General features: G+C 65.8%; 5 protein-coding genes and 1 pseudogene. 5 read left to right on the top strand and 1 reads right to left on the bottom strand.

Annotation, left to right across the window (positions count from 1 at the left end):
• Positions 1 to 137 precede the first annotated feature (137 nt).
• Positions 138 to 1,019, top strand: coding sequence for a 3-hydroxybutyryl-CoA dehydrogenase (locus I5M_RS00275; RefSeq protein ID WP_022719571.1), 882 nt, complete (start codon positions 138 to 140; stop codon positions 1,017 to 1,019).
• A 188-nt stretch (positions 1,020 to 1,207) separates the two neighbouring features.
• Positions 1,208 to 1,408: a putative motility protein gene (locus I5M_RS00270; protein WP_022719570.1), complete on the top strand. Its 201-nt coding sequence runs from the start codon at positions 1,208 to 1,210 to the stop codon at positions 1,406 to 1,408.
• A gap of 130 nt (positions 1,409 to 1,538) precedes the next feature.
• Here I5M_RS00270 and I5M_RS00260 read toward each other — a convergent pair whose 3' ends face one another.
• Complete coding sequence (locus I5M_RS00260; protein WP_022719568.1) at positions 1,539 to 2,204, bottom strand: TlpA disulfide reductase family protein; 666 nt, start codon at positions 2,202 to 2,204, stop codon at positions 1,539 to 1,541.
• Positions 2,205 to 2,314: 110 nt separating this feature from the next.
• Between I5M_RS00260 and argH the strand changes: the two genes are divergently transcribed.
• The 3 genes and pseudogenes from argH (at position 2,315) to lysA (ending at position 5,435) form a co-directional block, all read left to right on the top strand.
• On the top strand, positions 2,315 to 3,712 hold the full coding sequence (gene argH, locus I5M_RS00255) for an argininosuccinate lyase (RefSeq protein ID WP_022719567.1): 1,398 nt from the start codon (positions 2,315 to 2,317) through the stop codon (positions 3,710 to 3,712).
• 103 nt (positions 3,713 to 3,815) lie between these two features.
• A complete protein-coding gene (locus tag I5M_RS33420) occupies positions 3,816 to 4,058 on the top strand; it encodes a lipoprotein (protein ID WP_022719566.1) in 243 nt (80 codons plus the stop codon).
• A gap of 110 nt (positions 4,059 to 4,168) precedes the next feature.
• Positions 4,169 to 5,435: pseudogene (lysA, locus tag I5M_RS28905) on the top strand (diaminopimelate decarboxylase).
• The last annotated feature ends 6 nt before the right edge of the window (positions 5,436 to 5,441 follow it).

The following is a 5,441-nucleotide window of genomic DNA, read 5'->3' as shown; positions in this document are numbered from 1 at the left end:
GGCCGAACCCGGCGCCGCTCCGATGCGTTTCCCGTGTAACGGACCTGCGGCCGAAGTCCCGGATTTCGGCCCGCGGAATATGCGACAATGGTTCGGCCGGCGCGGCGCGCGGCCGGGATCCTCAAAGAGATGGCGAGATGGCGGCAGCAATCAAGAAAGTCGGCGTAATCGGCTCGGGCCAGATGGGCAACGGCATCGCGCACGTCTGCGCGCTCGGCGGTTTCGACGTGGTGCTGAACGACGTCTCGGCCGACCGGCTCAAGGCCGCGATGGCCACCATCAACGGCAATCTGTCGCGCCAGATCGCCAAGAAGATCATCACCGAGGACACCCGCAAGCAGGCTTTGGCGCGCATCACCGCGACCGAAACCCTCGAGGGATTGGCCGATTGCGACCTCGTGATCGAGACGGCGGTCGAGAAGGAAGACGTCAAGCGCAAGATCTTCCACGAGCTGTGCGCGACGCTGAAGCCGGAGGCGATCGTCGCCTCCAACACCTCATCGATCTCGATCACCCGCCTGGCGGCGTCGACCGACCGGCCGGAGCGCTTCATCGGCATTCATTTCATGAATCCGGTGCCGGTGATGGAGCTGGTCGAACTGATCCGCGGCATCGCCACCGACGACGCCACCTTCGAGACCGCGAAAGCCTTCGTTACCAAGCTCGGCAAGCAGATCGCGGTGTCGGAAGACTTCCCGGCCTTCATCGTCAACCGCATCCTGCTGCCGATGATCAACGAGGCGATCTACACGCTGTACGAAGGCGTCGGCAACGTCGAGGCCATCGACATGGCGATGAAGCTCGGTGCGCATCATCCGATGGGCCCGCTCGAGCTGGCCGACTTCATCGGACTCGATACCTGTCTGTCGATCATGCAGGTGCTGCACGAGGGCCTCGCCGACTCGAAGTACCGCCCCTGCCCGCTGCTGGTGAAATACGTCGAGGCCGGCTGGCTCGGCCGCAAGACCCACCGCGGCTTCTACGACTACCGCGGCGACAAGCCAGTCCCGACGCGCTGAGGTCGCGCATCGCGATTATTCCGTCATGGCCGGGCTGGTCCCGGCCATCCACGTCTTACTGTCTCGCGGACGGGCAGAGATTCGTGGATGCCGGGACAAGCCCGGCCATGACGATGAATTGCCATGTGCGTCGAATTGCCGGCGGCGAAGCGAGGCTTCATTAACGCTCTCGCGCTAGACTCACGCTCATGGACATGAGCCTCGTCACTGCGGCGCTCGGCATGCAGGCCAGCAACACGCAGACCCAGATTGCCACGACCGTGCTGAAGCAGAACCTCGACGCGCAGCGTCAGGTGGTCGACGCGCTGCTGGGCACCGGATCGCAGGGCGGCAACTCGCTCGCCAATGTCGGCGCCGGCATCGGCGGCAATCTCAACATCAGCGCCTGATCTTCGTTACGCGGCGTCATGGCCGGGCTTGTCCCGGCCATCCACGGCTCCATGCACAGCGCTCGCGGCTTCGTGGATGCCCGGGACAAGCCCGGGCATGACGGCGATTAGATCTTAAAACGGAAATCGATTACGGCTTCACAGCCGCCTTGATCAGCGCGGTGGCATCGGCGCTGTCCCATTCGGCGGGGCCGTTGATCGTGGCGATTTCACAGCCGTTGCTGTCGACCAGCAGCGAGGTCGGCATGCCGAGCGCCCGGCCGATGCTTTTCAGCTCCTGAAAAACCTTGGCCGAGGCGTCGTTGAACACCGCCAGATGGGTCAGCTTGCCGTCTTCGAGGAACTGCTTCGGCTTGCCGGGATCACGGGTGTCGATGTTGATCGCCACCACTTCGAAATTCGGGCTGCCGAGGCTGGCCTGCAGATTGTCGAGCGCCGGCATTTCCTTGCGGCATGGCACGCACCAGGTCGCCCACAGATTGACCAGCAGCGTGCGGCCGCGGAAGTCGGACAGCTTCTTGGGCTGACCGGAGGCATCGTCGAACACCAGATCGGGCAGCTTGAGCGGCGATGCCGCCGGCGTCAGCGCCGCGACCTCGCCCTTCATCAGCGGCTTGAGCTGCTGCGCTTTGGCGACAGCCGGACGGCAGGTCGGGTCGCCCGATGCATTGCGCTGCAGGCCGCCGATCCCGTATATCCCGGCGGCGCCCGCGATGATCAGCACGGCGATCGCCGCCACCACCAGGGTCAGGCGGCCGCGGCGCGGCGGAACGGGATCAGGCGAAGCATCGGTCATCGGCACAATCGGGATGAGGCCGCACCGCCCGCGGGCGGCGATCGGCGGTTTCGGATGGTCGAGGCGGGCATGAGCGACAGGACGAGCGGCGACATGATGGACGGCGAGCGATGAGCAACAAGATGTGGGGCGGCCGGTTTTCGGAGCGTCCCGACGCCATCATGGAAGAAATCAACGTCTCGATCGACGTCGACCGGCACCTCTACGCCCAGGACATCACGGCGTCGAAGGCTCACGCCGCCATGCTGGCCGCGCAGGGCATTATCACGGCGAACGATGCTAAAAACATCGCCAAGGGTCTAGACACGATTCTGTCAGACATCGGCGCCGGCAAGTTCACATTCAAGCGCGCGCTCGAAGACATCCATATGAATGTCGAGAGCCGGCTCGCCGAGCTGATCGGCCCCGCCGCCGGGCGGCTGCACACCGCTCGCTCGCGCAACGATCAGGTCGCGACCGACTTCCGGCTCTATGTCCGCGACGTGCTGGACGAGACCGACGCGGCGCTCGCCGCCTACCAGCATGCGCTCGCCACCCGCGCGCTGGAGCACGCCGGCACGGTGATGCCCGGCTTCACCCATCTGCAGACAGCGCAGCCCGTCACCTTCGGCCATCATCTGATGGCCTATGTGGAAATGGCGGCGCGCGATCGCGGCCGTTTCCAGGACGCCCGCAAGCGGCTCAACGAAAGTCCGCTGGGCGCCGCCGCTTTGGCCGGCACCTCGTTTCCGATCGATCGCCACGCCACCGCCACCAAGCTCGGCTTCGACCGGCCGATGGCGAATTCGCTGGATGCCGTGTCGGACCGCGACTTCGTACTGGAGACGCTGTCGGCCGCCTCGATCTGCGCCGTCCATCTGTCGCGCTTCGCCGAAGAGATCGTGATCTGGACCTCGCCGCTGGTCGGGCTGGTGCGGCTGTCCGACAAGTTCACGACCGGCTCGTCGATCATGCCGCAGAAGCGCAACCCCGACGCCGCCGAGCTGGTCCGCGCCAAGACCGGCCGCGTGATCGGCGCGCTGAACGGCCTGTTGATCGTCATGAAGGGCCTGCCGCTCGCCTATCAGAAGGACATGCAGGAAGACAAACAGGGCGCGATGGAAGGCTTCGCGGCGCTGTCACTGGCGGTCCGGGCGATGACCGGCATGGTGCACGACCTCGAGCCCGAGCCCGAGCGCATGAAGGCCGCGGCCGGCGAGGGCTACGCCACCGCCACCGACCTCGCCGACTGGCTGGTCCGGACCCTGAAGATGCCGTTCCGTGACGCCCACCACGTCACCGGCCGCATCGTCGCCGCCGCCGCCAAGGCCGGCGTGGCGCTGCACGAGCTGCCGCTTGCCGAGATGCAGGCGGTCGAAAAGCGCATCACCAAGGAGGCGCTGGCGGTGCTGAGCGTCGAGGCGTCGGTCAACAGCCGGACCTCGTATGGGGGCACAGCGCCCAAGAATGTCCGGGCGCAGGCCAAAGCCTGGCTCAAGCGCCTGGAAAAAGGCCACAAATCGAGCTAATCGGAATATCCGCACGGCCGCCCGGCAGGCTCGCGCGGGTCTCGCCAGAGCGGCGCAATCCCGGTATGGTGCCGCGGCAATTGGGGACATCGACGTGACTCGCGTGACCAGCCCATCGCGATGGGCGCTTGTGGTGATCGCCGCGACCGCGCTGGCGCTGGCCGGCTGCGGCCGCAAGGCCGGGCTCGATCTGCCGGCGGGTGCGGCCGATGTGCCGTCCGCCGCTGCGGCCAGCACGCCCGCCGCCAAGGGCGACGTATTCGATTCGTCCTACGGCGCCAACGCGCCGCCCTCGGCCGCCAAGGGCACCAAGAAACCTATCATCCTCGATCGGCTGCTGGACTAGGGCCTTGCCGGTCCTGATGAAATCAGGACCGAAGCTCTGGATTCTCGTTGGGACGGGTTTTCTTCACGCGAACCGGTTTCCATTTCGCTCGAAAACGCTATAGGTCGCCGATGGGTCATTTCGACTACCGCGCCGGGCGTGCTGCACGCCGAAGACGTCAGCCTTGCATCAATCGCCGACGAGGTCGGCACGCCGTTCTACTGCTACTCGAGCGCGACGCTGGAGCGGCACTACCGCGTGTTCGCCGAGGCCTTCGCCGGCACCGACGCGCTGGTGTGCTACGCAATGAAGGCGAACTCCAACCAGTCGGTGCTGCGAACGCTCGCCAAGCTCGGCGCCGGCGCCGACGTGGTGTCGGGCGGCGAGATGCAGCGCGCGCTGGCGGCGGGTATTCCGGCGAGCAAGATCGTGTTCTCCGGCGTCGGCAAGACAGAAGTTGAGCTGCGTGCAGCGCTGGCCGCCGAGATCAAGTGCCTCAACGTCGAGTCCGAGCCGGAGCTCGAACTGCTGTCGCGGCTCGCGGTCGAAACAGGACGGACTGCCAAGATTTCGATCCGCGTCAATCCGGATGTCGACTCGGGCACCCACGCCAAGATCTCGACCGGCAAATCCGAGAACAAGTTCGGCATCCCGCTGGCGCATGCGCGCGAGGTTTACGCCCGCGCCGCCAAGCTGCCGGGCATCCAGGTCACCGGCGTCGATGTGCATATCGGCAGCCAGATCATCGATCTGGCGCCGATGGAAGCCGCGTTTCGCCTCGTCGCCGAATTCGTGCACGCGCTGCGCAGCGATGGTCATACGATCAATCACGTCGATTTCGGCGGCGGTCTCGGCATCCCGTACTACGAGGATCGCGACGCACCGCCGGAACCGTTCGCCTACGCCGAGATGGTCAAGCGCGTCACCCACAATCTCGGCTGCACGCTGCTGTTCGAGCCGGGCCGGCTGATCGTCGGCAATGCCGGCATCCTGGTCGCCAAGGTGATCTATGTGAAGCACGGCGACGGCAAGACCTTCGTGATCATTGATGCAGCGATGAACGACCTGATCCGGCCAACGCTGTACGAGGCCTATCACGAAATCCTGCCGGTCTCGGAGCCGGCACCCGACGTGCCCACGATGGTCGCCGATGTGGTCGGCCCGGTGTGCGAAACTGGCGATTACCTCGCGCTTGATCGCAAGCTGCCGGAGCTGAAGGCCGGCGACCTGATCGCCATCATGACCTCCGGCGCCTACGGCGCCGTCCAGGCCGGCACCTACAACACGCGGCCGCTGGTGCCTGAAGTTCTGGTGAAAGCCGATCAGTTCGCCGTGGTGCGCCCGCGCATCGAGGTCGAGCAACTGATCGCGATGGACAAGCCGGCGCCGTGGCTGTGAGCCGCG

The organism is Rhodopseudomonas sp. B29, from assembly GCF_000333455.1.
Lineage (GTDB): Bacteria > Pseudomonadota > Alphaproteobacteria > Rhizobiales > Xanthobacteraceae > Rhodopseudomonas.
Note: the sequence above shows the minus strand (reverse complement) of the source record. Positions and strands in the feature narration are given on the sequence as shown.

What these genes read in the sequence shown, in the direction of transcription:
- argH (WP_022719567.1), top strand. Translation starts at nt 2,315, where the DNA reads ATGAGCAACAAGATGTGGGGCGGCCGGTTTTCGGAGCGTCCCGACGCC.
- I5M_RS00275 (WP_022719571.1), top strand. Translation starts at nt 138, where the DNA reads ATGGCGGCAGCAATCAAGAAAGTCGGCGTAATCGGCTCGGGCCAGATG.
- I5M_RS00270 (WP_022719570.1), top strand. Translation starts at nt 1,208, where the DNA reads ATGGACATGAGCCTCGTCACTGCGGCGCTCGGCATGCAGGCCAGCAAC.
- I5M_RS00260 (WP_022719568.1), bottom strand. Translation starts at nt 2,204, where the DNA reads ATGACCGATGCTTCGCCTGATCCCGTTCCGCCGCGCCGCGGCCGCCTG.